Source organism: Rhodohalobacter mucosus (assembly GCF_003150675.1).
Taxonomy (GTDB): Bacteria; Bacteroidota; Rhodothermia; order Balneolales; family Balneolaceae; genus Rhodohalobacter; species Rhodohalobacter mucosus.
Genome location: NZ_QGGB01000004.1, coordinates 67,697 through 89,954, shown reverse-complemented (window position 1 = coordinate 89,954; position 22,258 = coordinate 67,697). Strand labels below are relative to the sequence as shown.

Below are 22,258 nucleotides of genomic sequence, written 5' to 3'. Positions count from 1 at the left end.
TCAATGATATCATTTTAAAGCCATAAAATCGGCACAAATCTGCATTGGTGGACGAACACTTTTTTACAATTTAGGGATCTTCCGTTTATTACGTTACCGACAAACCTTAACCGTAGTCAGATTCTATGCGCACGCCAACGATTTCCATTCTCTTCTTGCTCTTCAGCTCATTTTTTATTTCGGGATTGATCCCCGAATCGATTGCACGCCAAAGCACGGGCGAAGCCGAACCCAGCCATAAAGACCTGCAGATTGAACCCGAAAGAACCGTTTCGCTTGAGATTGATGAAGCCTCATGGATCTCACTGGACGTTCATCCCTCCGGCGAAAAGATTGTTTTTGACATGATGGGAAACCTGTTTGAACTCCCTTTGATCGGGGGAGAGGCGGTGCAGCTGACTTCCGGCATGGGTTTTGACGCACAACCGGTCTATAGCCCCGACGGAAATAAAATCGCATTCATATCAGACAGAAGCGGAGGAGAGAATATCTGGATTCTCGATCTGGAAACCATGGAGGCGACCCAGCGGACAACCGGCAATAATTATCGAATGCAGGATCCGGTTTATACTCCTGATGGAAAATACATCATCGCGGCGCGGGCAAACCTGCGCGGCGGTGTACACAAGCTCAGAATGTACCATGTTGACGGCGGCAGCGGTACCGAGTTCATGGAAACGCCCGATAACCTGAAAACGATTGAGCCCGCTTTTGGTGCGGATGATCAGTATATCTGGTTTTCACAGCGAACAAGCGACTGGAACTACAATGCCATTTTTCCTCAGTACCAGGTAGCGAAATTTGACCGGGACACGGGGGAAAGACATACGCAGACGGCACGGCTGGGATCCGGGTTCCGCCCGACCCTGTCGCCTGACGGCAGATGGATGGTATATGGAACCCGTCACGAGCAGGAAACGGCACTGAGAATAAGGGATCTCGATACCGGTGACGAACGCTGGTTCGCCTATCCGGTTCAGCGCGACGATCAGGAGTCGAGGGCAACGCGCGGTGTTCTGCCGAACATGAGCTTCACACCCGACAGCCGGGAGGTTGTAACGAGCTATGGAGGAAAAATCTGGAGAGTTCCTGTAAACGCTTCAGAAAGCGTCAAAGAAATCCCCTTTACAATTGACACGGAGATTGAACTTGGTACCCGGCTGGAGTTTAAATACCCGATATCCGACGATCCCGGCTTCATAGCACGACAGATACGGGATGTGGCCCCTTCACCCGATGGAGAGCAGGTGGCGTTTACGGTATTGAATGAAATTTATGTGATGGACCTTCCTGACGGGGAGCCGCGTAAGCTCACGGATCTTGATGTGGTTGAAGCCTATCCCGCATGGTCGCCGGACGGACGCTGGATAGCCTTTGCAACCTGGGATCCTGAAGTAGGAGGACATATCTACCGGAACCGGTCAAACGGAAGGGGAGATGCAGAACAGCTCACTGTAAAACCGGGTATTTATCAACAGATTGCGTGGTCGAAGGTGCAGGATCGTATTGTCGCGATCCGGGGTGACAAACGAACGTACTACAGCTCACCCGGTCCGTTTGTTCCTTTTGCAACCGACGAATTGGTGTGGATACCGTCTGATGGAGGGGAGTATACCTTCATTACCGGTACGGATGGCCGGGATAATCCGCATTTTGTCAAGAATGACGATCGCATTTATCTGAATCACGGCCAGCGCGGGCTTATTTCGATTCGATACGACGGTACAGATGAAAGGTCGCTTGTTACGGTAACCGGCAGTACGGTACCGGGATCCAGCAGTCCGCAGCGTGCATCCATGATTCTGAAAGCTCCCGAGGGTGATCAGGCGCTGGCCCAGGTTGGCAGCGATATCTATACGGTTACCATTCCCAGGGCGGGAGAAGCACAGAATATTAGTGTGAGCAACCCTGATAATGCATCCTTTCCTGCGTCCAAACTGACGGACATTGGCGGACAGTTCCCCGCGTGGACGTGGGACGGTTGTACGGTGCACTGGTCGATCGGAAACGGACTCTTCTCCTACAATCTGGATGATGCTGAAGCACGCAAACGCGAACAGGAGCAGTACGACAGGGAGCATGAAAGAGAGGAAGAACAGAACAGTGAAGAGGGTGCCGGCAATGAGGATGAAGAGAAAGAGGAGCAGATTGATCAGGAAAACGCACCGGATGCGGATGAAGACAGTGAAAGACCGGAAGATTACGAGGCTGTGGAAAGGACCATTGAGATCTCTGTGAACCGCGACATGCCGCAGGGCGTACTGGTTCTTCGGGGAGGCACGGCATTAACCATGAACGGCTATGAAATCATAGAAAATGCCGATATCGTTATACGGGATAACCGCATCGTGGCAGTGGGTGAACGCGGTTCACAAACACTTCCGGATGATGCAGAAATAATGGATATCAGCGGAAAGTATGTTATGCCAGGATTTGTGGATACCCACGCGCACGTGCGTCCATTCAGGAACCTGCATCAGCCTCAGATATGGTCGTTCATGGCGAACCTTGCGTATGGTGTTACCACGGTTCGGGATCCGCAGACGGGCACTACGGATTTACTGACATATGCCGACCAGGTTAAAAGCGGTCAAATGATCGGTCCGCGGATTTATCAGACGGGTCCCGGTGTCTTCTGGAGCGAGCAGATCAGTGATTTGGATCATGCACGGGACGTTCTGATGCGATACAGCAAGTATTTCGATACCAAAACGATCAAGATGTACGTGGCCGGTAACAGGGAACAGCGTCAGTGGATTCTGCAGGCGGCCAGAGAGCAGGAGCTGATGCCAACCACCGAAGGGTCTCTTGATATGAAGCTGAATATGACGATGCTCATTGACGGATACCCGGGGCAGGAGCACAACTACCCGATTACGCCCGTTTATGAGGATGTTGTTAAGGTGACGGCCGAATCGAAAATGGCTTACACACCTACGCTGTTGGTTACCTACGGCGGGCCATGGGCGGAAAACTATTTCTTTATGACCGAAGATGCAGCCAATAACCGCAAACTTCAGACCTTCACGCCCAGAAGGGACCTTGACGGAAAAGCACTTCGCAGGGGTGCCGGATGGTTTCATGAAGATGAGTACGTGATGGACAAGCAATCTCGCATTGTGAAACAGATATATGAGGCGGGCGGAATCAACGGTGTGGGCAGTCACGGGCAGCTTCAGGGTCTCGGATATCACTGGGAACTCTGGGCGATGGCATGGGATGATATGAATCCTCATTCGGCACTGCGCATTGCAACCATTCAGGGAGCTGAGGCACTTGGCCTGGACGGGGATATCGGTACGCTCGAAGCCGGGAAACTGGCTGATATTCTGATTCTGGACCGCAATCCGCTGGAGAACATTCGCAATACGGATTCCATTTTGCAGGTTATGAAGAACGGTCGGCTTTACGACGGTGATTCTCTCAACGAGGTATGGCCGCGCCAGCAGGCAGTAGGCCGGTATTGGTTCAATGAGGAAGATCCGGCCGGACTGCCCGGACTTCAGCAGATGGACAGGTGAACGGATGAACGGATGAACAGATGAACAGAAAAACCGATGAACCGAACAAGTGTTCTCATTGCAGTATATCAACACGGTAATACGTTTTCACATTTAAACGTTGGTTCTGCAACTTGCCCAACGCCGGAGGCGTTGAATGTTCATAGCCCCGTGCGTCAGCGCGGGGATGCGTAAAGCCCGGAATTCAAACCCCGAGGCTTGATTGTGAACAACGTTCAGATCTGTATCGAGGGGTTTCCACTATGGGATTTGCGAATGTTGAAAGTAATCCCGTTTTCCATTCATGGTTCCGTTTTGGAACCTCCGGAATCCATTCGCTGATTTTTCAACCAACCCGCCCGGAGGTTTGGCCCTCGGCGCCCGTTGGGCTACCGACCAGATGTTCCTCCGGAACATGGAATGTAGAAACAGATGAACAGAAAAACCGACGAACCGAACAACCGATCAAGTGTTCTCGCTGCAGTACATCAACACGGTAATACGTTTTCACATTTAAACTTTGGTTATGCAGCTTGTCCAACGCCGTAGGCGTTGAATGTCAATAGCCCCGTGCGTCAGCGCGGGGTTGCGTAAAGCCCGAATTTCAAACCCCGAGGCGCAATTTTAATCAGCGCCCAGATAATCATCGAGGGGTTTATGGATGAGATTGGTGATGGATAAGACGAACCCGGCCTCTTGATTCTAAATTTCCCTAATACCCTCCGGTATTCATCCCGCAGTTTTTCAACCATTCGGCCCGGAGGTTTGGCCGTTGGCGCCCGTTGGGCTACCGATCAAATGTTCCTCCGGAACATGGAATGTAGAAACAGATGAACTGATGAACAGATGAACCGACGAACCGATCAAGTGTTCTCTTTGCAGCTCTTCATCAAGTTTGTATGTTATTACTTTAATACTTTCTTCCTGTGCCCTGTGCCCTGTGCCCTGTGCCCTGTGCCCCTTGGTCTGCGAAGCTTTCCTGATCTGCATAGCTTCAGCGTAGTAGATAGCGTAGTAGACTGCACCTTGCTGCGTGCGGTTTACTTCGTGGGAATCGCCTTCGGCTCGGAGCGCAGTCGCGAGACTTCGGGATACCCTGAACCCTGAACCCTGAAGTCTGCACACTGCACCTTCAGGGTCACTCTGAAAAATAACGCCTGAACGATTGCTTCAGAAGGCTTTGAAAATGATAGACTCCCGCTTCACGCTCAACTGAAAAGCGCCCTTTGTCGTACGCGCTGGATCTGAGTCCGCGCTGAACGGCCTCGCAGATCTCTATATCTTCCTGTTGAATGGTTTCACTATAGGCGATATCCTCTTCGATCATCCGTGCTACATCGGGGTTTTCAGGATTCAGGTAATAGTAGTAAAAATCCACAATACAGTTCTTCTCATCCACAGGACGTATCACATTGGTCTGAAGCCTGCCGGGAAGAATATTGAGCATAATGTTCGGGTAGATGAAGTAGTAAAATGCTTCCCCGTTATCCGCTCCATAGAGATTATCGGCTTTATTGTTTTTGAACGGACTGTATTGCAGGGAGTAGTGGTCGTGCAATTCCGTTACATAACTGTTGTAATCGAGCAAACCGGCCAGTTCAGGGTGCACGATGGGTATGTGGTACCCCTCCAGGTAGTTGTCTGCGTACACTTTCCAGTTACAGCCGATGGGGTCGCTCGTTTTCTTACAGAACTGATACTTCTCAAACGAAAGGGGATGGATCCGGTCATCGATTCCCTTGAAGACATCGCGCAGGGGCGAAGATTTTTTACCTGTATGAATGAAGATCAGACCGTTCCATACCTCGCATTCAACCGGTTGAAGTCCGAAATCCTTTTTATCAAACAGTTCAACATGCTTCCAGTGGGGAATTCCCCTCAGGGAACCGTCGGCAAGATAGGTCCAACCATGATAGCCGCACTGCAGAACCGTAGTGGTGCCTTTTTTTACGGTCAGGGGTCCGCCACGATGCTTGCAGACGTTAAAATAAGCGCGGACCATCTTCCCCTCATCTCGAATGATATTGACAGGGTTCTTTCCGGCCTGAATGCAAAGGGAGTCACCCGGTTCGGGGAGCTGGGAAATGTGTCCGGCAAGGTGCCACTCCATGTCAAAAATGGCCTCAGACTCTACAGCATCCATGCCGGGATGGGTGTACCATTCTGATGGAATGGTATGGGCCTGTTCGACGGACGGCTGTTTCAGGTCATCCGGGTGTATAAACGGTGGGAGCGTCATGGTCGGTTCCGGAGAGGTTGATTTTTAAGCCATGATCGCCATATTCATCTACACAAAAAAGCTCGCGACACTCCGGTCCGGATTCAATCAGTTGTAGAACTTTTCGGCTTCGGCCGCCAGAGACAGAACCGCATCCGTGTACAGCTGACTTGGATTATACCGGTATACAGCCCGTTCCACACTACCCGTAATCTCTTTGAAGTGAGCCAGATAGTTGGCAACGGATAGAATATTGTTATCCATGTTGAATAGTTCCGAACCCACCCACCATCTGTTCAGGGAGTAGGGAATAAACTGCGCATAGGTCATGGCACCTGCATAGCTTGATTTCAGTTCAAAAACATCGATATCGTGACGCTCGGTGAACTTAAGCAGTTCTTCAAGCTGTGCTCTTGCAAACTCGGCCCGATAGTTTTCAGCGTACATCGATACGTATGCATTCAGCGGATTGTAACTTCCAATATTTTTTCCAAAGTCAGATTCCACACCGATGATGGCCGCTATCACATAACGCGGAATTTCATACTCCTCTTCGGCCTGAACAAGTTTGTCAAAGTTGCTGTCTATAAAGTTCTTGATGTTACCTTTTTTGTCATCGAATCCCAGAATACGCTTATATTGATCCAGAGAGGGCGATTTTCTCTCGGCGGAACGGGTGAATCTCTGGGTTATTCCTTCATAGAGCTCGAAACGGGAATCCTCAAGGTAAACCTTCAGGTCAACTCCCTTAGTTTCAAAATAGTCAATCAGGCTCTGCAAATTTTCAGGAAATTTTGCAGGATCTTCTGCCCTGTACTCGGCCAGAAATTCAGTTTGCTGATGTTGTGAATAGCTTTGAACGGGTGATGCAAGGATCACTCCGGTGAGCAGGAGGATGGTAGCAGCATTTCTTAACATAAGACTCTTCTCGAATTACGGGCTAAGGCTAATTTAAATTACCGTCTGAACAGAGAATAAATGTACAAAACTGATAAAGGGCAAATTAATCCTTCCTTAATGATTGTAAAAAATGCTGAATTGAGTCGTGAGTCGTTAAAAGGCAGAAGGCAGAAGGCAGAAGGCAAAAGCTGAAGCCTTACTAATGCCAAGTGAATTTTCTTTAACACATCAATACGTTAAAACTGCACCCTGCACCCTGAAAGCTAAAACCGAATATATCTCTCGGGGTCTACCGCCACACCGTTTCTGCGCACTTCAAAATGAAGATGCACACCGGTTGCGACACCCGTATCACCGGCCTGACCGATTACGTCACCGGCCCGTACCCGATCACCGCCGGATACGCTGATACGGCTAAGGTGAGTATAGTAGGTTGAGTAGAGATCGCTGTGTTGCACGATTACCATTCTGCCATAGCTGACAGACGTTTTCGCTTCAACGACAACACCGTCGGCTGCCGCAAGGATGCGGTCGCCTTTACGGGCATCAATATCCACACCTTCATGCATGCGGCCCCATCGACGCCCAAACGGCGAGGTAATGAGTGCAGGACCGTCAACAGGCGAACGGAAACGGACAGAGCCGGATGTGGACAAAAGAGGGGGTGGTGTTGAGCCCGTTCGGGTGGAGGAGCTGCGAGCCCGCGCTCTGTTGCGAATGGGAATACTTACTGATACTCCTACGCTGAATTGAGTCGGTTCGAACCGTATTGAGGATAGCCCGGATAGTGAAGACCGTGCGCTGTTAGGCTCAAACCGATTCTTCGCAAAGACCGGATTTCTGAATTCAGCCTCGACACGGAGATATCGGAAGAGGTAATATCTGGCCCCGATATGCAGACCGCCAAAGAACGACCCTGATTCACCGGAAGGAGTGATTGAAGTGAGCCCGGTTTGTGCATTTTCGGACGGCTGAAACGATAAATCCCAGAGATACCCCCCGTTTACGCCGGTGTAAAGCCCGATTCGATCCCACTGCAGACCAACACTACCCTTGAATGAAACCTGGTTAAAATCGACGGGGCCTCCGGTGAGCGGTGTGTTTCTGTTGTGTATCAGATAATCGGACCTGATACCCATGAAAAAGCTGTGCCTGAAGAGCTGCTCCACTTCAACGTGAATCGAGCCTTTCTGAAGCAGTGCGGATTCACTGCTCACATCCGGATTTATGACAGTCTCTGCTGAAAAGTTGCGCAGGGTGTAGCCGGCCGAAATACGGGTGCTTTGGCCAAAGAGATCACCGTAAAACAGCAGCACGTGTACTGCAATCAGCAGAGCCGTCAGGAACGGGCGCCTGTAAAGGTGTAAAATCGCACTCATGGGTTAACGGGATAAATGGTACCGATCGGGCAGGATTGCACCGGGAAGCTGTAATGATGATGTTCCAAATATATAATCTTCGTACTGAAACTGCTTTAAAAAGCCAGTCCTGTTTAGAAAACGGTAATTAATTTTAAATCAATACAGGAGAATTATTTGAATTCAATGGTAGACTGCCGTTCACGGTTCAATACCAGCCGAGTCACGTCCGGCCGTGAATAATGGCCTGCCGGATCAAAATTTTGCCGCTCCTCAAGCACCCGCTCATAGTCAAGTGTACGGATGATCAGCTTCTCCTCATTTGTGCACGGTTCCGCAACCCAGCTGCCGTCAGGTGCCGCAATGCAGGAACCGCCGTCGGTAAGAACTTCGGGCGCTTGCTCCAGGATCAGGTCCAGGTGAGGGGTATCAGGCGGGAAATCCTTCGTTCTCATCAGCGAAGAGACCGACAGAACGAAGGAACGTCCTTCAAGTGCCATAAATCTCGTGATGTCTTTTGTATTCCGGATGCTTCCGGGCCAGACGGCCACATGCAAATCTTCCCCCATGCCGTACAGTGCTGCCCTGGGCAGCGGCATCCAGTTTTCCCAGCAGTTCAGCCCGCCAACGCTAAACGCTTTCAGCGGGTGTACCTGCAGTCCGTTTCCATCGCCCTGTGCCCATGCAAGACGCTCATCGTAGGTGGGCTGCAGCTTTCGATGGACGGATTGTATTTCTCCTTTCGGATCGATATAAACCAGCGAACAGTACACGCTGTGACCGCCCCGATCGGCAGCGCGCTCAATTAATCCCAGATAAACGGCAATTTTGTTTTTCCCCGCCAGTTTACAGATTTCACTCAGATCCCCCTTTTCAATACGTACCGCCTGGTTCACGTAGTGCGCAAAGAGTTCCTTCTGAACCGCTGAGTTCCATTCCGAAGCCATTGTATTGGCCAGCCAGTGCGGATAGCCGGGGAGAAGGCCCTCGCCAAACGCCACCAGCTCAGCACCGTTATTTGCGGCTTCCCTGATGTTCAATTCAATTTTTTTTAGAGTTTCAGACTTTTTAAGCCAGACAGGCGAAATCTGGGCAAGGGCGACCGTTAACTGATTTTCTGATGACATCCTGAAATAAATTTCAATTTAAAAATAGTGGGTTTAACAAAAGCCGTTTTGCAGTTGCTTGGGCATCATGTTGGGTTGATAAGCTAATTAAAGCGGGTGATATTGTCTATCCGTTGCCCATCAAAAACAAAATTGCGTAAGTTGGGAAATCATTTTGGGCCGTATCGCTTAACCTATGGGTACGGGTTTCATCTTTTTCCTGAATTATAGGGTTGAGATAATTAAATCATTTATGAAAGAATCCGTCATCAGGGCAGGTATTCTCGGTTTCGGCAAATCGGGACGGAACATACACGCTCCGCTTATCGATGCATGCCGCAGTATGGTTTTGAAAAACGTAGTAACGAGAACGGGACCCGAGCAGATTCCAGGCAGAAATGAGGTGAATGTGATGCGGAGCGCAGAGGAGCTGATCCGTTCTGAAGACACAGATTTAATTGTTATCACCACTCCCAATCATCTTCATTACAAAATGGCCCATGATGCGCTCACGGCCGGTAAACATGTGGTTGTGGATAAACCCTTCACGGTGACCGCCGAACAGGCACACAGCCTGACCCGCACAGCGGAGAAGTCCGGCAAGGTGCTTACTGTATTTCATAACCGGCGATGGGACGGCGATTTTCTTACGGTCAGAAACCTGATCAGCCGTCAGGCTGTTGGCAGACTGGTTGAATTTGAGTCCCGCTTTGACCGGTTTCGTAACTATCTGAAGGAAGACGCCTGGAAAGAGAAAGACCTGCCGGGCAGCGGCATTCTGTACGATTTGTCTCCGCATTTGATTGATCAGGCACTTCAGGTTTTCGGTGTACCCAATAAACTTTTTGCCGATATTCGCAATCAAAGGTGGGGGGAGGCCGATGACTTTTTCATGATCCGGTTCTACTACGATGATTTCACGGCTACCCTCAGAGCCGGAATGCTTGTTGCAGATGCCACACCGAGATTTGTGATACGGGGTACGATGGGTTCGTACGTCAAATATGGGTTCGATCCCCAGGAGGAGGCTCTCGCCCGGGGGGATGACCCACATGGGGCTGAATGGGGGCATGAGCCGGAAAATAAATTTGGAGTGCTCAGAACCGCAGACGGCGATTCATTTAGGGAAGAGCGTATTCCGACGGCAGGGGGTGGCTATCCGCAGTTCTACAGGAATATTGCAGATGCTGTGAATGGAAAGGTTGACCTGCAGGTAAAACCGGCTGAGGCAGCAGAAGTTATCCGGATGATCGAACTGGCTTTAAAAAGTCAGAAAAGCGGGACTGTTGTGGATTGTTGAATCCGCTGAAGATCCATATATGGTTCTGGATAAATGTTAAATTAACTCCAAAATCAACTTTTAATTAAAAGGCGTATCTCCTCAGGCCATCACATCACGTTGTAAGAGTCTCCATGCCTGCATATGTACATATTGCCTGAAAGGATGGATTTTTTAAAAGGAAGCCCCAGTTCTTGAGCCCATTTTTCTGCAATTTTTGCTTCCCCTTTCCGGTCTGCATCGTCCAGAAGAACAGTCTTGTTTTCGGCCAGATTCTCTTTGAAAAAAGGAAGTGCAGGATACCGCGATTCCTCAAACCCTTTTTTGTTGGCCGGCGGACCGTCAACAAAAAGCAGATCAATGGTCCTGCCGCCGACTGCACTCCTGATTATATCTGGATCGTACCAAGTCTGGGTGTTATCCTGACAATAGTCTGAATGAACCAATGGAGCGTGAATTTGTTTAACAAAACCCTCAAGGTCATTGTCCTGCAATTGTTTTTTGATAATGGATAACCAGTTATTATCGTGGTCGATTGAGTATAGCATGCGGTCGGTTTCACCTATTTGCTTAAGCAGTGCAGCAACGTAAATGGTTGATATGCCGGCACCGCACTCCACCATGGTTTTGCGTCCGTTGATCATGATGTCGTTCAGGATGTAGACCAGCGCTGTGGGACGAATGGAAGCCCCGCTCCAGGGTATATAACTGTGATGCAGGTCTTTGAGGCCATGCAGGCATTTCATATCCTTGAATTCAAGAACAATATCCTTCAATACAAAATCTTTGACGGCTGTAAACATGTTTATCGTGGCTTAATGGGTGTAATTTGTAAATGAGGGAGGATATTTTTTAACTGCACTCTAGCCGCCATGTGGATCATAGCCGGGTTTAGGATAGTTCATATAACAGCATTCTTGTGGTACATTAAATGAATCATAGGGATAATGTTTAAAAAATTCACGTCAGCCTTACAAATACCTGATATCCGTAATAGGTTATGGACTTAGAGTGAACGAAACCCATCCGGGTCATTATGAGCCTTTTTCCGCAGGGAAATGAGAACAGACTGAAGATCCATTTCGAGCAGTTTTGATAGTTCTTTTGTATCCATACTTCGATCCGGGGTTGACGGATCACCAATCCGGATGAATAGTTCCGGCTTATCGTGACGTGCGGTTTGAATATAGATACCCACCGGCACAAGGTCGCACGCAGGGCACTCTTTTGCGAGCCACCCCAAACCCCGCTTGAACTCCGGTTTACCGACACTGAAAGGTACGATTTTACCTTCCGGATAGATGTACAAAGAAGAGTTCGGCCTCTCCATGGATCTGCTTGCATATCTGAGGGATTTAACCGCAGAGCGCGGATGATCCAGATTCACCGAAAAGGCTCCTATTTTTCTGAAAAAACGGTGCTCAAGCATCTGCTTATCTTCCATCATAGCCCTCGCTTTCTGCTTAAAAAGCTTTTGATTCAGAAGCAGGGGGATAAGGCCGTCCCACCATGAGGTATGGTTCAGAAAGTAAATTGTGCGGCTGCCGGAAGAGGGTTGGTACTCTTGATCAATCAGAATATTTTTAAATCGACGGTGAAAGAGATTTCGCACATAAAAATCGAAAAGTGCGATAAACCATTTCGATTCGTTAGCCGGAATGAATGTATGATTGCTTTGGGACAATGGTTGAAATCTGATTCTGAACGATGCTTGCAAAGCCGGACAGCTGCCGGCATTGCGGGGTTATTGAATTGAGCTGCTAATTTTTAAAAAGAAACGGATTAAGTACTGGAGGTATATGGAACTTGTTAACAAGAGAATAGCTGAATATACCGAATCATTTACAACTGAAGAGCCTGAAATTGTGAAACGGCTTATTCGGGCGTCAGAAAAGAATCTGGAGCATACTGATATGCTGAGCGGCAGACAGACGGGGCTGCTTCTTAAACTTCTGGTTCAGATTTCCGGTGCAAAACGCGTACTCGACGTGGGAACATTTACAGGGTATTCGGCACTGATGATGGCCGGCGTACTACCGGAAAACGGCGAACTGATAACGATTGAGATGAACAGCCGGTACAGGGAGATATCAGACGGTTTTTTTTCAAAAGAACCCTACAGAAGTAAAATAAGGCAAATTATGGGCAATGCGCTGGAAGTGATTCCCGGACTGGAGGGAAACTTTGATCTTGTATACCTGGATGCGGACAAGATCAGCTATCCGGAGTACTGGAAGATGATCAGGAAAAAGACGATCTCAGGCAGCCTGATCGTGCTTGACAATATGCTTTGGGATGGGATGGTACTGAACGCCAAAGAGGGTAAAGAGTACGCTATTCACAAAACCAGTGAACTGATCCGGGATGATGACGAAGTAGACCAGTTGATGCTTCCGCTTCGGGATGGGGTAACCGTGGTGAGGGTTAAATAGTCTTGAGTATTGAGTTTAAATATAGAGCCTAAGTTAAGTATAAACTTGCTAATAAGCTTGAAAATTAAAAATTTCCCATCGCCCATCGCCCATCGCCCATCGCCCATCGCCCATCGCCCATCGCCCATCGCCCATCGCCCATCGCCCATCGCCCATCGCCCATCGCCCATCGCCCATCGTCCTCATCCTTTTTTGCTGCCTTCATAGAGTTCATACTCCAGCAGCCTGCACTCCAGCGTGGAGTTGAAAAATTGCGTACGGCTTTTTGCGCGCAGGCCCACTTTCTTGGCAAGGGCCATATTGGCCGTAAACACATAGCCGGTCTTGCCCGCACAGCTGTTCTTCATGAAATCACCGATCTCCTTATAGAGTGGCCGTAAGTCTGTGCTGTCGCCCAGCCTCATGCCATAGGGTGGATTTACAACCACCACACCCGGGCCTTCGGGCACAGGTGTGTCCGCAATATCACAGGTTACAAATTCAATCATATGATCCACACCGGCTGTTTGTGCGTTCTTCTTTGCTGCGATAATAGCCTGGGGATCATGGTCGGTAGCTATGAACGTGCCGGAAACATTGCGGTTTACCGCTTTTTTGGCTTCTTCGCGGATACTCTGATAATCCTCTTCATTGTACCCGACCAGATGCATGAACCCGAAGTTATTCCGGAGTGATGCCGGTGCCCGGTTCATCGCCATCATCACAGCTTCTATGGCTAAGGTTCCGCCGCCGGTCATTGGATTGATGACGTGCTGACCGGGTTCCCAGGTAGTTGAGGAAATGATACCCGCAGCAAGGGTTTCCTGCATTGGCGCACTCACTGAACTGCTTCGGTAATTTCTGCGGGACAATGATTCGCCCGAAGTATCTATAAATATTCTTGCAATATCCTTGTTCCAGAAAAGGAAAATGACTGTCTTTGAGAGCTCCGATCCGCTATCGGGCCGCTCGTTGGTTTTAAAGCGAATGCGGTCAACAATAGCATCTTTTACTACCAGGTTTGCAAACTGGTCATTTTCGATGGTGGGGTGATCAATACGTGAGGTAACGGACAGGTAACCGTCGTTTGGGATCCACTCCTCCCAGGGAAAAACCTTAAGCCAGTTACGAAGCTTATCGGGATGATTAATGGGTTTCTCTTCCAGCAAATAGTGTACACGGTGTGCCGTACGCAGCCAGAAATTGAGTAACATGCAATCGGTGAGGCTTGCCACGATTTCAACTCCTGTTTCGCGAACAGTCACCGGTTCAAATCCAAGATCTTTCACCTCTTCAGTGAGGAAAGGAGCGAGGCCCATGGGACAGGTAATGCTTACGGTGCTTTTTTTATCGAAATTGGCCATCTGATAAAAAGGGTGATTCAGTGTTAATTTTGATGATTCAGTAAAGTTGTGAGGATCTGTAAACAGTGTTCAGAACTGTACTGTAACTACAGCGGCAGATATTACAGTACCGGGAAGCGTTCTCAGTTGCTGAAGTGAGCGCACGATTCAATTCAAATATGGGCAGGTAGGGTATGATGCATGGCTCAGATATAAAAAAACCCGGTCTGATACAAGGTTGCATCAGGCCGGGTCAGAATCATGATCGTACCCGTATGAATTATCCGGCTACGTCAACAACTTCAATTTTAAACGAGAGATCCTGGCCTGCAAGCGGATGATTCGCATCCAGTGTCAGGTTTTCATCTCCGATTTCGGTTACGCGAACCGGCACCGGCTGGCCGTCAGGCTGGTTAACCTGAAGCTGCATTCCAACTTGTGGTTCTATATCATCAGGCAGCTGTGATTTTGGCACAGAAATGATCAGGTCTTCCCGCACATCGCCATAGGCTTCTTTGCTGGGAATATCGACTGTAGTTGAGTCTCCTACAGCCAGTCCGGTCACTGCTTTTTCAAAACCAGGGATTAACTGCCCCTGACCGAGCGTAAACTCAAGAGGTTCCCGGTTTTCTGATGTATCAAAAACTTCTCCGTTATCAAGTGTTCCTGTATAGTGTACTTTGACGGTATCGCCGTCTTTTACTTTAGACAAAATGTTCCTTTATTTTCATTTTCGAGTATATTGAATGCTTAAATATAACCTTTTTAATAGATAATTGAGAATTTGAATCCTTTTCAAAAACGATCATCAGACGAGCTTAAAGAGTTGCTCAGCAATGTGAAGACGATAGCGGTCATTGGCTGTTCATCCAACCCGAATCGCACAAGCTATCACATCGCAGAATATCTCATGAGCGCAGGGTTTACGATCTACCCCGTAAACCCCAACGAAAGTGAGGTGCTTGGCAGGCAGAGTTATCCCTCACTGGATGATCTTCCCGAGAACATATCAATCGATCTTATCGATATTTTCAGGAATAAACGCTATGTGGATGAGGTTGTCGAAGAGATTATCAGCTGGAGTAAAGACAGGGGGGAGAAACCCGTTATCTGGACACAGCTTGATGTAAGTACGGATTCAGCCAAAGAACTGGCAGAGAAAAATGGTTTCAAATATGTAGAGAACCGGTGTGTAATGGTGGAGCATCGCTGACCGCGGGTATCACTCCGGATCATCCGGAAAGAGAACATTTTGCCGTTGCTCTGAGAACTCTTCCATCTTTGACTTCAGAACCACTTCGATCTCTTTGCGGTCTTCATCCGGAATCGCCGTAGAAAACTGCCGGATGCGTTGATCGTTACTCTGTTCCTCCGCCATATACTCAATGGTTACAATCGACTCACTGCTCCAGTGCCAGGCAATTACATGTTTCCAGTGAATATGGCGGTCGAGTAACAGTATTCCCAGAGATCTGAACTCCGGAACAGCCTTCAGGGTCCACATAAAGAGGCCGATGGCCATCAGCGAGAGGCCCGATGTAACCCTGATTCCCGTGATAAGCTGGTCCGTAAGCAGCGCGGTACGGTAAAGTCCGTACAGCAGCAGAATCACAGAAAGTAAATTAGGGGCATGATCGATCCAGAATGATCGGTGCTGATAGAGTATGGTGCCGGATCTGCTCCGGTTTCTGTACATTCGAATTGCGTACCCGCCAAAAAAACCACTGATCATTGTGTATAGCGTCATCATTACCGGCGCTGCGATGCTTTGAGGAAAAAAGCCGGCCACATAGGCTATCATCATAAGCGTAAATACAAGAAGGGTAATCAGCGCAGCGTTGAGCACATTTTCCCGCGTGAGGCGGTCGAGTGTAAACCAGTTCCGGCTGCCCGCAAAAGCGCTTGCCAACATCACAAAAGCCAGAAAAAGGATGAAAATCCACATGAAATGAGTGTATCTTTAGCTTCAAACAGCAGTTAAGAATTTTCAGGTATAAAAAACAGATGGATCCAAGATACGTACCGAAATCCGTAGATGTCAGTAATTCCGATCAGCAGTTAACAATTGTATGGAAAGACGGCGAGACGTCCAATTTTCCGCTTTTCGGCCTGCGAAAAAACTGCCCATGCGTTTCGTGCAGGGGCGGTCACGATAAAATGGGCCGGTTCGAACCGGAACTTTTCAGGGTCGATCCGCCCCGCAGCTACAAGATCGTTAAGGCACAGCCCATCGGAAATCATGCGCTCAAGATAACCTGGGATGACGGTCACGATGCCGGTATGTACCGGTGGGACCTGTTGAGGGAGATGGGAACCTATACGGAGAGCAGCCTTGATTAAGCGAAATGACTTCTTTCCTGTCATTTACCGCGCAGCATCCCCGTTATGCCGGATACGAGCAGCGCAAAGCCCAGTATAACCATAAATACCGGCCATACGCTTTCCGCGTCAAGAGCGGCATCCAGAAGTGAATCGCCGGTGCTTGGTTCGAGCGAGCCGTATCCCAGCCAGGCAAGAATGGCACCGCCCGCAATGGAAATCAGGGATATCCATAATGATCTCCGGTTTTCCGTGTTCATCTGGTCACGATCGTGATGCATACAATTTTTATGCTGAATTAAGGCAGGGTTTTAAATTTTATCCCTGGGAAGGAGGCCAACTAGTCCCGCAACTGCGGCAACCGTGCCCCCAATCATCATCCACATGGCCTGACTGTCGGGAGACCCGGTAATAAACTCCGTCACTTCAGAGCTGAACGATTGATAATCCTGGTATCCGAAGTACAGCAGCAACAACCCGCCTGCAAGCAATCCGACTGAAATCATTTTTCTCATAATAGCTCCGTTTTTTAAGTGCAATATCCTTGATCGCAGTTATTTCGGTTCAGGAACCAATATACTGTTCCCGTGCTTTCAGCAGTTTCAAAACCCTTTCCATACACTTTTTCTTTTCAAGAATATTTCGGGTGTAGAAATAGGTGGATGCGATGACAAAGGCCCATCCCAAAAGACCAAGTACAAGGGATGATAGTGTCTGATCATTTCCAAAGTCAATAAAATGAAAAATGCTAATAACAGAAAAGATGATAATATTGATAAATACAATTGCTCCGAAAATACGGGTTTGGCGAAGTGACTTCTCTGCCAGCTCACGGTATTTGCCTTTTCTGAATAACTCACGCTCCGAAAACAGAAAGAAGTGCTGATACTGATTCAGTTCCTCCTCCGCCATAGCGTAAAAAATATCTTCATCTGCCATTGCATGCTGCTTATCTTTAAGAGACCTGACCGGATAATATAGTGCAGCCGTATCATTTCAAACTTAGAGACACATTTCGTAAAATCAGGCTGTACACTTACAAAACAAAGCGGCATATGAGAACATTCAAACGGATCACGACGGTTTCAATTCTTTTTATCCACCTTGTCATCGTACCGGCGTTGGCCGCCGCTCAGCCTGCTCCCGGTCAGCTTGCGGACATGATTCTTGAGATGAATGCCGATCGGCTTTCAGGTATAGAGGCCGTGGAAATTACGGTGGAGGCGCAAGACAACATCATACCTGCATCGACAACGCGGTATGTAAAGCAGAGTGAAAACGGCAGAGTATGGCTCCGTCCTGAAAATGAAGATCCTGAAATTGATTCCGGTTTGCTGTCAGGAGTCTTCGATGATCAGCTGCCCATTCTGATCAGCGGAGCTGAAAGCATTGAAAATGATCAGTTCAATAATTTTTCAGTGTACAGGGTATTTATTGATGATGCGGACTTGCTGAATACACTGGTCAGTGACGACATTGAGTTTGAGGACACATCCGCGGAGATGAGTGTCCGGTCTGCAACCGTCTGGCTCGACAGGGAAGAACTCATTGCGCGAAAACTCCGGTTTGTTCAGGGAGACGATTCAGGAAAAGAGTTTATTGTGGATATCCTGATGGAGGATTACCAAATGCACAGCGGCCTGCCGGTTGCACATACGGTTACGTTTCAGTTTTCGGGTATGGAAACCGAGTTTACCGATGAAGAAATTGCGGAAGCAAGGAGAGGGCTGGAGGCCTTTCGGCAACAACTTGAGCAGATGCCGGAAGCTCAGCGCAAAATGATCGAAGAGCAGATGAAGCCGCAAATTGAGCGAATGGAATCCATACTGGATACCGGTGAGATTGGTGACATGGTATTTCTTGTACAAGAGGTACGGGTAAACCCGTAGCCCTGCACTGATGGGAATTCATTCGTACCGAATCAGGACAGTCTGGACCGGAAATGACGGAGAAGGAACGCGTTCGTATGCAAGCTACAGGAGGGACTTTACCGTACAAATCGACGGTAAACCGGACCAGCATTGCTCATCGGATCCGGCCTTTAGAGGCAATCCGTCACGCATCAATCCTGAGGAACAGTTTCTCTCGGCGCTCTCAGGCTGTCACATGCTCTGGTATCTTCATCTTTGCTCAACAAACGGAATAACCGTACTAGAGTACAGCGACGTGGCCACGGGGGAGATGGTTGAGGATGAAGACGGGGCGGGACGCTTTGTATCCGTACTCCTGAATCCCAAAGTGCTGATACTTGAGGATGACAGAACTGAAAAAGCACGTTCACTTCATAATGATGCAAACCGCATGTGCTTTATCGCAAACTCCTGCAATTTCCCTGTGCTCCATAATCCGGTTGTAACGGTGAGATGAAATGTGAATCAGGGTTTACGGTACAGCAACCGAATGCCCTGCCGGAATCCAGCCGGTGCCTTTATAAAGCGGCTGAAATAGATTGGGATGGAATATTTCAGCCAGTATCCGTGCGGAGTCGTAGATCCGGGGGCCGGGCCGGTTGAAAAACTGACTGCCGTCAAGCAGATATACCTGCTGTTCGCGTACAGCCTTCAGGTCCACCCAGCCGTCTGTCCGTTCAAGAGCTTCGAACTCATTCATGGTATCCTGAATGCTGTAGCCGCAGGGCATGATGAGCAAATAGTCCGGGTCGGACTCTCGTACGGCATCAAAATCGATCCAGGGTGAATGGTCTCCGGGTATACCGATTAAGTCGTCGCCTCCGGCAATTTCGATCAGCTCAGGAACCCAGTTACCTGCAGTCATCAGGGGGGATATCCACTCAAGCGTAACCGCGCTTTTTTCCGGTTCGCCCTGAACTGTTTGGCGGATGATATTGAGCCGTTCACTCAGTTCAGTAACCAGGTTAGCCGCTCTGTCAGGCACATTCAGCACATGGCCTATATCGGTTATCGAGTCCATGATCTCCTGCAAGGATGAGGGAGATACGGATAACAGGTCCACGTCAGCGTTCTCCAGGTACGATTTCGTTTCAGCTTTCAGCCTGTCGATGGAAATGGCACATACCTCGCAGTGATCCTGCGTAATGATGATATCCGGCTCGAGCCTGCGGAGAAGATCCGGATCGGCTTCGAAGGGAGACAGTCCGCTGCTTACTATTTCCCGAACGGTTTGGTCTGTTTCCCGGCCGGACCGCTGTTCCGGATATGACGTTTTTGTGACGGCAGGGAGCGATAAAACGTCTTCCGGAAAATCGCACTCATGCGATCGTCCAACCAATGCATTTCGCAGGCCCAGTGAGCATACGATTTCAGTGACTGAAGGCAGCAGGGATACAATGTTCATCAAAAACGGTCTGATTCAGAATTCATCAATAAAAAAGGAATATCCGGAGAGAATCATTCAGCGTATCCTGCAGTATCCGGCGGGGTTCCTAACGGGTTTTCAGCTTCGAAGGATTCGTATGGGTAGATATCCGGAGTAACCACCACCCCGGAGGTTTCTGTAAAGGGATACGCGCTGTCCGAGTTAAATTCCGCTTCCACAAACCAGGCGGTAAACCCGCTTGAGGGGTGATCGAGCATAACGGTTACCTCACCGTCCTGCTCAATATCAAGTTCACGGGCCATCCAGATCCGGTCGATCACATACAGCCTGAAATCGCGTCCTTCCGGGTTGTGAGCATTCCAGAGACGCAGGCGGTCGGGCGGGTTGGCCGGATCGTATCGCACTGTAAGCTGATCGTTTGTTGCAGACCACTCAAACTGCGGCAGTTCACTTCTGTTCAATATGGAGCTGTAAAAAGCAATCAGGCCTTCGTGCATATCGGTGCCGCTCAGTGAGTGACCTGTGTTTGGAATATAGCGCAGATGTTTTCTGCCGGGCAGATCGTGCCAGTAAAATTGCCAGGAGTCAGGAAGAAAAAATTCGTCGCTGGCGGCATTGATTATGTATTTGGGCATGCGGAGACTGTCGAGATATGAGTACGGGTCCACAATGTCAGCCAGCCGTGCATACTCCTTCGATTCCTGCCATAACATGATTTGTTCCTCTTCGTACTCCTCTATCGCGGGCGACCATTCGCCGTAGGCTCTCCAATGATGTTCAAAAGAGGACTCCAGATTGAGGAGGTCAATTACGGCAGGAACAATAGCAACCACCCTGTTATCAAAAATGGCGGTTGTCCAGGCAGTCCAACCCCGCTTTGATGCGCCTGTAACCACAAAGTCGTTCACCGTCAATCCCAGCTCAGACAGGGTAAAATCCTCAACGGTATCCATGGCCCTCATGGCGGCTGCGGTCATCGGCAGCCGGCTGAGCCAGGCGGCGTCTTCGTCCATTGCTCCTCCGGTCAGAAACATCCGCCAGCCGTAGGCGATGATGTCATCTTCATAACGCTCTCTGTTTGCATCGTCGATGAATGTGAGCGGCTGAGCGGGAACATTGTCCAAATGAGCTGTAACTGAGCCGGTTGCAAGTGCCGCTTCAAGCACAATGGAGGGCGCTTCAGCAGGAGGTTCATCATTATGAGAACCGCCGCCAATCATGAGCAGCGATGTTTGATGCTCAATATTATTTGGTACAACAACGGTAAGCCAGTGCCGCCACTCCGTTTCATCCACAATCTCTTCAGTCAGCCACTCCTGCGACACCATTCGTATCACATAGGTGGTATGGGAGCTTCCTTCAATCGTTGACTGCAGCTCGTAACTGTAGGAGGGATGCGGGTCGGTTACATAGGCTTCGAAGGGATGCTCCGTTGCCGTTTCACCGCAGGATGACAGGATAAAGGTTAATGTAATGAGCGACACCAAAATGCTTCTGTAAGTCATGTCGGATACATTGGGGTTACAGTACGGTTTGAGAGATAAAAGTATACAAAATCATTCTGAATCAGCAGAATCGATTCAATGCTCCGGCAGATATGCCGTAGCGTCAAAAATCTTGATCGGTATCTTTAATGCGAAACGCGACTCGGAACAGGATCGGGAGATAAAGACATGGCTGCAATGCCGGATCGTTAACCGGCGTACCTATTCTGCCATCCGGCGCAATCACACTTAATTATGGAGACAGATTTTTTTAAAGTATTTTAGAAGAGCAGCGTGGTAAATCAAATAAACGGAGGGTATATGAAAGTAACAGGGATCGTAATATTGCTCGCGGGGATATTTTTTATTCTTTATTCATTTTTTTCTGAACCGGACTCCGCTTCGTCAACGGTTAGCTGGGCGCCATGGATTGGTTTGCTGGTTCTAATAACGGGTGGTATCAGCTATTTTAAAGCGAGAAAAGAAGATACCATGATGTGACCGTCTGCCTGCAGGCCATCGATTGGAAACGTACTCTTTTTACTCCATTCAGTGGATGAGTCCGGCATAGCGGTTCAGTGTGTGCCTTTTCAGTTCTCTGAACCGGTGTGGAGGTCAAAAAACTGTTCGGGTACAAGTGATTCCCACTCATGATGGAATGCAGCGCAAAACGACATCTCACTGTCTGAGATTACGCATTCAATTGAGTTGATTCTCTCTCTGTCCACTCCCGACAAATTTCTTATTTCATAACCGAATGTGACGGCCGATCCGCCGCTTTCATTGGCTGAAAAGTATTCGTGTTCGGGAGCACTGAACAAATACCCGTACAGCGGAAGGCGCTCCACGAATGCTGCGTATGCGCGCTCACCCTCGAACAGTGAGAAGGCGCCCTGATCCATAAAGCTGTTCAGGGATTGGAGCATGTGCCTGTATTCTGAGTCGGAAAGAAGCCGCCACTCTGTATTCAGGGAGTCCAGATACCCTTCCATTTCTATATTTCGTTTAACGAACCCCAATTTTATGGTATTGATTGAATTAAG

General features: G+C 48.9%; 25 protein-coding genes. 8 read left to right on the top strand and 17 right to left on the bottom strand.

The genetic code is table 11. The features are described 5' to 3' along the window. The first annotated feature begins 125 nt into the window (after positions 1-125). Entirely contained in the window at positions 126-3,521 is a 3,396-nt protein-coding gene (locus DDZ15_RS05480; protein WP_109645934.1) for an amidohydrolase family protein, read from the top strand. 723 nt (positions 3,522-4,244) lie between these two features. On the opposite strand, the gene DDZ15_RS05475 is transcribed toward DDZ15_RS05480, so the two are convergent. The 5 genes from DDZ15_RS05475 to DDZ15_RS05455 form a co-directional block, all read right to left on the bottom strand. Further along, positions 4,245-4,625 (bottom strand): hypothetical protein, encoded by a 381-nt coding sequence (locus DDZ15_RS05475; RefSeq protein WP_109645932.1) that lies wholly within the window; start codon positions 4,623-4,625, stop codon positions 4,245-4,247. A 13-nt stretch (positions 4,626-4,638) separates the two neighbouring features. Further along, entirely contained in the window at positions 4,639-5,739 is a 1,101-nt protein-coding gene (locus tag DDZ15_RS05470) for an aromatic ring-hydroxylating oxygenase subunit alpha (protein ID WP_109645930.1), read from the bottom strand. Positions 5,740-5,826: 87 nt separating this feature from the next. Further along, positions 5,827-6,636: a lytic murein transglycosylase gene (locus tag DDZ15_RS05465; protein ID WP_109645928.1), complete on the bottom strand. Its 810-nt coding sequence runs from the start codon at positions 6,634-6,636 to the stop codon at positions 5,827-5,829. Positions 6,637-6,881: 245 nt separating this feature from the next. Beyond that, positions 6,882-7,997, bottom strand: a complete 1,116-nt coding sequence (locus tag DDZ15_RS05460) for a M23 family metallopeptidase (RefSeq protein ID WP_109645926.1) — start codon at positions 7,995-7,997, stop codon at positions 6,882-6,884. A 152-nt stretch (positions 7,998-8,149) separates the two neighbouring features. Further along, positions 8,150-9,103 carry a carbon-nitrogen hydrolase family protein gene (locus DDZ15_RS05455; protein WP_109645924.1) on the bottom strand — a complete coding sequence of 318 codons (954 nt, stop codon included), beginning with the start codon at positions 9,101-9,103 and terminating at the stop codon, positions 8,150-8,152. A gap of 232 nt (positions 9,104-9,335) precedes the next feature. Here DDZ15_RS05455 and DDZ15_RS05450 point away from each other — a divergent pair, with 232 nt between their 5' ends. Then, positions 9,336-10,382 carry an oxidoreductase gene (locus DDZ15_RS05450; RefSeq protein ID WP_158278626.1) on the top strand — a complete coding sequence of 349 codons (1,047 nt, stop codon included), beginning with the start codon at positions 9,336-9,338 and terminating at the stop codon, positions 10,380-10,382. 89 nt (positions 10,383-10,471) lie between these two features. On the opposite strand, the gene DDZ15_RS05445 is transcribed toward DDZ15_RS05450, so the two are convergent. Beyond that, entirely contained in the window at positions 10,472-11,164 is a 693-nt protein-coding gene (locus DDZ15_RS05445) for a class I SAM-dependent methyltransferase (RefSeq protein ID WP_109645920.1), read from the bottom strand. Positions 11,165-11,367: 203 nt separating this feature from the next. Next, positions 11,368-12,045, bottom strand: a complete 678-nt coding sequence (locus DDZ15_RS05440; protein WP_109645918.1) for a lysophospholipid acyltransferase family protein — start codon at positions 12,043-12,045, stop codon at positions 11,368-11,370. Positions 12,046-12,160: 115 nt separating this feature from the next. On the opposite strand from DDZ15_RS05440, the gene DDZ15_RS05435 reads away from it, so the two are divergent. Then, positions 12,161-12,793, top strand: a complete 633-nt coding sequence (locus DDZ15_RS05435; protein ID WP_109645916.1) for an O-methyltransferase — start codon at positions 12,161-12,163, stop codon at positions 12,791-12,793. Between the two features lie 48 nt (positions 12,794-12,841). On the opposite strand, the gene DDZ15_RS16680 is transcribed toward DDZ15_RS05435, so the two are convergent. From DDZ15_RS16680 to DDZ15_RS05420, 3 genes are all read right to left on the bottom strand, one after another. Continuing rightward, on the bottom strand, positions 12,842-12,949 hold the full coding sequence (locus DDZ15_RS16680; protein WP_479725180.1) for a hypothetical protein: 108 nt from the start codon (positions 12,947-12,949) through the stop codon (positions 12,842-12,844). A 26-nt stretch (positions 12,950-12,975) separates the two neighbouring features. Continuing rightward, on the bottom strand, positions 12,976-14,136 hold the full coding sequence (locus tag DDZ15_RS05425; protein ID WP_109645912.1) for a THUMP domain-containing class I SAM-dependent RNA methyltransferase: 1,161 nt from the start codon (positions 14,134-14,136) through the stop codon (positions 12,976-12,978). A gap of 259 nt (positions 14,137-14,395) precedes the next feature. Beyond that, positions 14,396-14,827: an FKBP-type peptidyl-prolyl cis-trans isomerase gene (locus tag DDZ15_RS05420; RefSeq protein ID WP_109645910.1), complete on the bottom strand. Its 432-nt coding sequence runs from the start codon at positions 14,825-14,827 to the stop codon at positions 14,396-14,398. A 72-nt stretch (positions 14,828-14,899) separates the two neighbouring features. On the opposite strand from DDZ15_RS05420, the gene DDZ15_RS05415 reads away from it, so the two are divergent. Continuing rightward, positions 14,900-15,328, top strand: a complete 429-nt coding sequence (locus DDZ15_RS05415) for a CoA-binding protein (RefSeq protein WP_158278624.1) — start codon at positions 14,900-14,902, stop codon at positions 15,326-15,328. 9 nt (positions 15,329-15,337) lie between these two features. On the opposite strand, the gene DDZ15_RS05410 is transcribed toward DDZ15_RS05415, so the two are convergent. After that, the gene (locus tag DDZ15_RS05410; RefSeq protein ID WP_109645906.1) at positions 15,338-16,060 is read right to left on the bottom strand and encodes a hypothetical protein; all 723 of its coding nucleotides are present in this window, start codon (positions 16,058-16,060) and stop codon (positions 15,338-15,340) included. Between the two features lie 59 nt (positions 16,061-16,119). Here DDZ15_RS05410 and DDZ15_RS05405 point away from each other — a divergent pair, with 59 nt between their 5' ends. Beyond that, entirely contained in the window at positions 16,120-16,455 is a 336-nt protein-coding gene (locus DDZ15_RS05405) for a DUF971 domain-containing protein (RefSeq protein ID WP_109645904.1), read from the top strand. A 20-nt stretch (positions 16,456-16,475) separates the two neighbouring features. Here the strand turns inward: DDZ15_RS05405 and DDZ15_RS05400 are convergent, their stop codons facing one another. From DDZ15_RS05400 to DDZ15_RS05390, 3 genes are read right to left on the bottom strand one after another with little or no spacing between them, the layout of a single operon-like run. Next, on the bottom strand, positions 16,476-16,694 hold the full coding sequence (locus DDZ15_RS05400; RefSeq protein WP_146198521.1) for a hypothetical protein: 219 nt from the start codon (positions 16,692-16,694) through the stop codon (positions 16,476-16,478). 51 nt (positions 16,695-16,745) lie between these two features. Next, a complete protein-coding gene (locus DDZ15_RS05395; RefSeq protein ID WP_109645900.1) occupies positions 16,746-16,949 on the bottom strand; it encodes a DUF3185 family protein in 204 nt (67 codons plus the stop codon). A 49-nt stretch (positions 16,950-16,998) separates the two neighbouring features. After that, positions 16,999-17,373: a hypothetical protein gene (locus tag DDZ15_RS05390; RefSeq protein WP_109645898.1), complete on the bottom strand. Its 375-nt coding sequence runs from the start codon at positions 17,371-17,373 to the stop codon at positions 16,999-17,001. Positions 17,374-17,489: 116 nt separating this feature from the next. Between DDZ15_RS05390 and DDZ15_RS05385 the strand changes: the two genes are divergently transcribed. Beyond that, complete coding sequence (locus DDZ15_RS05385) at positions 17,490-18,323, top strand: hypothetical protein (RefSeq protein ID WP_109645896.1); 834 nt, start codon at positions 17,490-17,492, stop codon at positions 18,321-18,323. Positions 18,324-18,333: 10 nt separating this feature from the next. Continuing rightward, positions 18,334-18,801 (top strand): OsmC family protein, encoded by a 468-nt coding sequence (locus DDZ15_RS05380; RefSeq protein WP_109645894.1) that lies wholly within the window; start codon positions 18,334-18,336, stop codon positions 18,799-18,801. A gap of 15 nt (positions 18,802-18,816) precedes the next feature. On the opposite strand, the gene DDZ15_RS05375 is transcribed toward DDZ15_RS05380, so the two are convergent. Together DDZ15_RS05375 and DDZ15_RS05370 are read right to left on the bottom strand one after the other, a co-directional pair. Next, positions 18,817-19,749, bottom strand: coding sequence for a cobalamin-binding protein (locus DDZ15_RS05375; protein WP_109645892.1), 933 nt, complete (start codon positions 19,747-19,749; stop codon positions 18,817-18,819). Between the two features lie 53 nt (positions 19,750-19,802). Next, positions 19,803-21,236 carry a PhoPQ-activated pathogenicity-related family protein gene (locus DDZ15_RS05370; protein WP_109645890.1) on the bottom strand — a complete coding sequence of 478 codons (1,434 nt, stop codon included), beginning with the start codon at positions 21,234-21,236 and terminating at the stop codon, positions 19,803-19,805. A gap of 300 nt (positions 21,237-21,536) precedes the next feature. Between DDZ15_RS05370 and DDZ15_RS17065 the strand changes: the two genes are divergently transcribed. Continuing rightward, positions 21,537-21,716 (top strand): LPXTG cell wall anchor domain-containing protein, encoded by a 180-nt coding sequence (locus DDZ15_RS17065; protein WP_109645888.1) that lies wholly within the window; start codon positions 21,537-21,539, stop codon positions 21,714-21,716. A gap of 89 nt (positions 21,717-21,805) precedes the next feature. Here the strand turns inward: DDZ15_RS17065 and DDZ15_RS05360 are convergent, their stop codons facing one another. Beyond that, a complete protein-coding gene (locus DDZ15_RS05360) occupies positions 21,806-22,234 on the bottom strand; it encodes a hypothetical protein (RefSeq protein WP_109645886.1) in 429 nt (142 codons plus the stop codon). Positions 22,235-22,258 lie beyond the last annotated feature (24 nt).

Coding starts and splice junctions, on each gene's coding strand:
- DDZ15_RS05480 (WP_109645934.1), top strand. CDS start 126: ATGCGCACGCCAACGATTTCCATTCTCTTCTTGCTCTTCAGCTCATTT.
- DDZ15_RS05470 (WP_109645930.1), bottom strand. CDS start 5,739: ATGACGCTCCCACCGTTTATACACCCGGATGACCTGAAACAGCCGTCC.
- DDZ15_RS05465 (WP_109645928.1), bottom strand. CDS start 6,636: ATGTTAAGAAATGCTGCTACCATCCTCCTGCTCACCGGAGTGATCCTT.
- DDZ15_RS05460 (WP_109645926.1), bottom strand. CDS start 7,997: ATGAGTGCGATTTTACACCTTTACAGGCGCCCGTTCCTGACGGCTCTG.
- DDZ15_RS05455 (WP_109645924.1), bottom strand. CDS start 9,103: ATGTCATCAGAAAATCAGTTAACGGTCGCCCTTGCCCAGATTTCGCCT.
- DDZ15_RS05450 (WP_158278626.1), top strand. CDS start 9,336: ATGAAAGAATCCGTCATCAGGGCAGGTATTCTCGGTTTCGGCAAATCG.
- DDZ15_RS05445 (WP_109645920.1), bottom strand. CDS start 11,164: ATGTTTACAGCCGTCAAAGATTTTGTATTGAAGGATATTGTTCTTGAA.
- DDZ15_RS05435 (WP_109645916.1), top strand. CDS start 12,161: ATGGAACTTGTTAACAAGAGAATAGCTGAATATACCGAATCATTTACA.
- DDZ15_RS16680 (WP_479725180.1), bottom strand. CDS start 12,949: ATGGGCGATGGGCGATGGGCGATGGGCGATGGGCGATGGGCGATGGGC.
- DDZ15_RS05425 (WP_109645912.1), bottom strand. CDS start 14,136: ATGGCCAATTTCGATAAAAAAAGCACCGTAAGCATTACCTGTCCCATG.
- DDZ15_RS05410 (WP_109645906.1), bottom strand. CDS start 16,060: ATGTGGATTTTCATCCTTTTTCTGGCTTTTGTGATGTTGGCAAGCGCT.
- DDZ15_RS05405 (WP_109645904.1), top strand. CDS start 16,120: ATGGATCCAAGATACGTACCGAAATCCGTAGATGTCAGTAATTCCGAT.
- DDZ15_RS05400 (WP_146198521.1), bottom strand. CDS start 16,694: ATGAACACGGAAAACCGGAGATCATTATGGATATCCCTGATTTCCATT.
- DDZ15_RS05395 (WP_109645900.1), bottom strand. CDS start 16,949: ATGAGAAAAATGATTTCAGTCGGATTGCTTGCAGGCGGGTTGTTGCTG.
- DDZ15_RS05390 (WP_109645898.1), bottom strand. CDS start 17,373: ATGGCAGATGAAGATATTTTTTACGCTATGGCGGAGGAGGAACTGAAT.
- DDZ15_RS05385 (WP_109645896.1), top strand. CDS start 17,490: ATGAGAACATTCAAACGGATCACGACGGTTTCAATTCTTTTTATCCAC.
- DDZ15_RS05380 (WP_109645894.1), top strand. CDS start 18,334: ATGGGAATTCATTCGTACCGAATCAGGACAGTCTGGACCGGAAATGAC.
- DDZ15_RS05375 (WP_109645892.1), bottom strand. CDS start 19,749: ATGAACATTGTATCCCTGCTGCCTTCAGTCACTGAAATCGTATGCTCA.
- DDZ15_RS05370 (WP_109645890.1), bottom strand. CDS start 21,236: ATGACTTACAGAAGCATTTTGGTGTCGCTCATTACATTAACCTTTATC.
- DDZ15_RS17065 (WP_109645888.1), top strand. CDS start 21,537: ATGAAAGTAACAGGGATCGTAATATTGCTCGCGGGGATATTTTTTATT.